The sequence below is a fragment of the uncultured Amaricoccus sp. genome (assembly GCF_937858865.1).
GTDB lineage: Bacteria > Pseudomonadota > Alphaproteobacteria > Rhodobacterales > Rhodobacteraceae > Amaricoccus.
Window position 1 is genome coordinate 1 of sequence record NZ_CALLYO010000126.1, and the last position, 2,530, is coordinate 2,530.

Sequence of the window (2,530 nt, forward strand, 5' to 3'; positions counted from 1 at the left end):
CGTCCAGAAGATCACCTCATCCCGCCCTCAGCCAGCCCTGTCGTGTAGTGTGCTCACCGTGATGAAGGCCAGGGCAGAGCGCGATAGCGGCACGCCGGGCGCGCTCGAAGGCGCGCTGCCGCTCCTGCGCGATCGTAGACGAAGTCCTCGCGACCCAGGCTTCCGTCGCCTCGGCGCGCCTTGTCGATCACCGGGATGTGGGGCTCGATCCCCTGCTCGTGCACCAGCCACCCTCGCGCCAGGCAACCTTTTTCGAGCTGCCGTGGACACTGATGGCGAAGTCGCAGGCGCTGCTCGACCGGTGGGACACGCTGAAGCAGGGGGAGCGGACCGAGGCGATCCGCGCGGGCGCCGCGGCGGTCGCACTCCTTATCCTCACCCGCGTCGCGCCGATCCGCATTGGGAATCCCGCCGCCATCTCCTTCCGCGGGAAGAGCCGGTGGTTGTCCGAGCCCGCGAAAGGCCAATTGGCGCTGCTGGTTATCCCGGCCCGCCACGTCAAGAACCGGAAGGAGATCCGGGCGCACCTGCAGGACGCCGGCCGGCGGGACAGCTGGGGCGTCATCAAATGGTACCTCGAGACCATCCGCCCGAGGATGATCGAGGGGCTGCGCGGTGCGCCGTCCAAAGCCTCGGAGGACGCGCTGTTCCCGGGCGAGAAAGGGTCGGTCGGAGGCGATGCCCTGCGCTCGTGGATCATGGTCGAAACGGCGCTGGCCGGCTTTCCCATTCGGCCGCACCAGGTGCGATACGCCATCGCCTCGATCCTGATCAATCGGCACCCGGACAAGATCACGCTAATCGCGGCAATCCTCGGTGACACGGTGGCGACGGTCGAGCGCGTCTACGCGTGGCTCGAGTTACCGTCCACGGAGGCGGTGGAGTTTTCGGTGTAGGCAGGTGGCCACCGGGATGTGCGGCTAAGGTGGAGTTTGCCGACTTCAACCCGAGCCCCACGAGGACCCGATGACCGACGACAGGATGGCGCTGATTGAGGCGCTGCAGAAGGCCGATGACGGGAATTTCCTGCGCAGCCTCGCCGAGACGGTGCTACAGATCCTGATGGAGGCGGATGTGGAGGGGATGATCGGTGCCGGCCGGTACGAGCGCAGCGGCGAACGGTCGACCTGGCGCAACGGCTATCGCGACCGGACGCTCGATACCCGGCTCGGGCAGCTGAACCTGCGCATCCCGAAGCTCAGGACGGGCAGCTACTTCCCGCCCTTCCTCGAGGCGAGGAAGACCACCGAGAAAGCGTTGGTCTCCGTCATCCAGGAAGCCTGGATCGCCGGTGTCTCGACCCGGAAAGTCGACGACGAGGCCGAGGAGGACGTGCTCGCCTACATGACCTTCCCGAGCCAGCACCGGGTCAAGCTGCACAGCACAAACCCCCTGGAGCGCCTGAACAAGGAGGTCAAACGCCGCGCCGATGTCGTCGGCATCTTCCCCAACGAGGACAGCATCGTCCGCCTCATCGGCGCCGTCCTCCTCGAGCAGAACGATGAGTGGCTGCTCCAGCACCGCTACATGCAGATCGAAGGCATGGTCGAACTCGATGCCCCAGCCGAAACGCACCAATCTCTCATTGCAGAAGCCGACGCCGCATGACCGACGGCTGCCAGTCTATACCCGGATTCTCCACCACCTTGACGGACGTGACCTGGCTCGACCGGGAGAAGCTGGTCGCGGACGCGCAGACCCTGATCCCGACGGCTGCGGCCATCCTGCGGGAGGCCCGCCGTGGCTAAGCGATCGAAAGCGGGGGATCTGATCCGCCAGCCGCACTGGCGCGGCCTGCGGCTGGCGGCGGAGGATGCGCTCGTCGACGAGCGCATCACCGTGCAGGGGAGTCTCGTACGACATGATGCGATGGTGAGATGGCATATCGGTTCAGTGGTCAATGCAGGCCAACCCTGTTATACGGTTTCCGGCTGATTGACTCGCTTGGGATGGATTCCCTCGGGGAATCGAGAGGGTTACGATGCCTGCAACGACAATCGGGGGCAGGCATGGCGCATGTTGCGGGACATCTCGGGATCGAGGAGCTGCAGGAAGGCTATCGCAGTAGCGACAACGTGGTGCTGGCGCGCCACTACCAGGTGATCTGGCTGCTGGCGCAGGGACGAAGCTGCTCGGAAGTGGCGCGGCTGACGAGCTTCGCGCTGCGCTGGGTCGAGCAGCTCCTTGAACGCTACAACCGCTTCGGCCCGGGGAGCCTCGGCGACCGGCGGCGCGGGAACGGCGCGGCTCCGACCGTTCTGACGCCCGCGGTGCTGGCGCGCCTGGAGGAGCGCCTGAAGGCGCCGCCTGACGAGGGGGGCGTGTGGACCGCGAAGAAGGTGGCGGCCTTTATGGCGGCCGAGCTCGGGCGGCGGGTCTCGGAGCAGCGTGGCTGGGAGGCGCTCCGGACGATCGGCTGGACGATCCAGCGCCCGCGGCCCCGGCACGCCCGGGCGGCGAGCCCGGAGGAGCAGGCGGCGTTCAAAAAACGTATGGCCCGCCCCGTCTGCAAGCCGGTTTCTTCGATGCT

The 2,530-nt window shown here is 66.8% G+C and carries 5 protein-coding genes; all 5 read left to right on the forward strand.

Features of this window, described 5'->3' with window-relative positions; genetic code table 11:
• Positions 1-197 precede the first annotated feature (197 nt).
• The gene (locus Q0112_RS03520) at positions 198-896 is read left to right on the forward strand and encodes a hypothetical protein (protein WP_297971481.1); all 699 of its coding nucleotides are present in this window, start codon (positions 198-200) and stop codon (positions 894-896) included.
• Between the two features lie 70 nt (positions 897-966).
• Positions 967-1,608, forward strand: coding sequence for a transposase (locus tag Q0112_RS03525; RefSeq protein WP_297971472.1), 642 nt, complete (start codon positions 967-969; stop codon positions 1,606-1,608).
• Positions 1,605-1,748, forward strand: coding sequence for a hypothetical protein (locus Q0112_RS03530; protein WP_297971475.1), 144 nt, complete (start codon positions 1,605-1,607; stop codon positions 1,746-1,748). Before Q0112_RS03525 ends, Q0112_RS03530 begins: the two co-directional genes overlap by 4 nt.
• Positions 1,741-1,935, forward strand: a complete 195-nt coding sequence (locus Q0112_RS03535) for a hypothetical protein (RefSeq protein WP_297971478.1) — start codon at positions 1,741-1,743, stop codon at positions 1,933-1,935. The genes Q0112_RS03530 and Q0112_RS03535 overlap by 8 nt, the downstream gene beginning before the upstream one ends.
• A 74-nt stretch (positions 1,936-2,009) precedes the next feature.
• A partial coding sequence (locus Q0112_RS03540) for a winged helix-turn-helix domain-containing protein (RefSeq protein WP_297971479.1) occupies positions 2,010-2,530 on the forward strand: 521 nt, incomplete at its 3' end.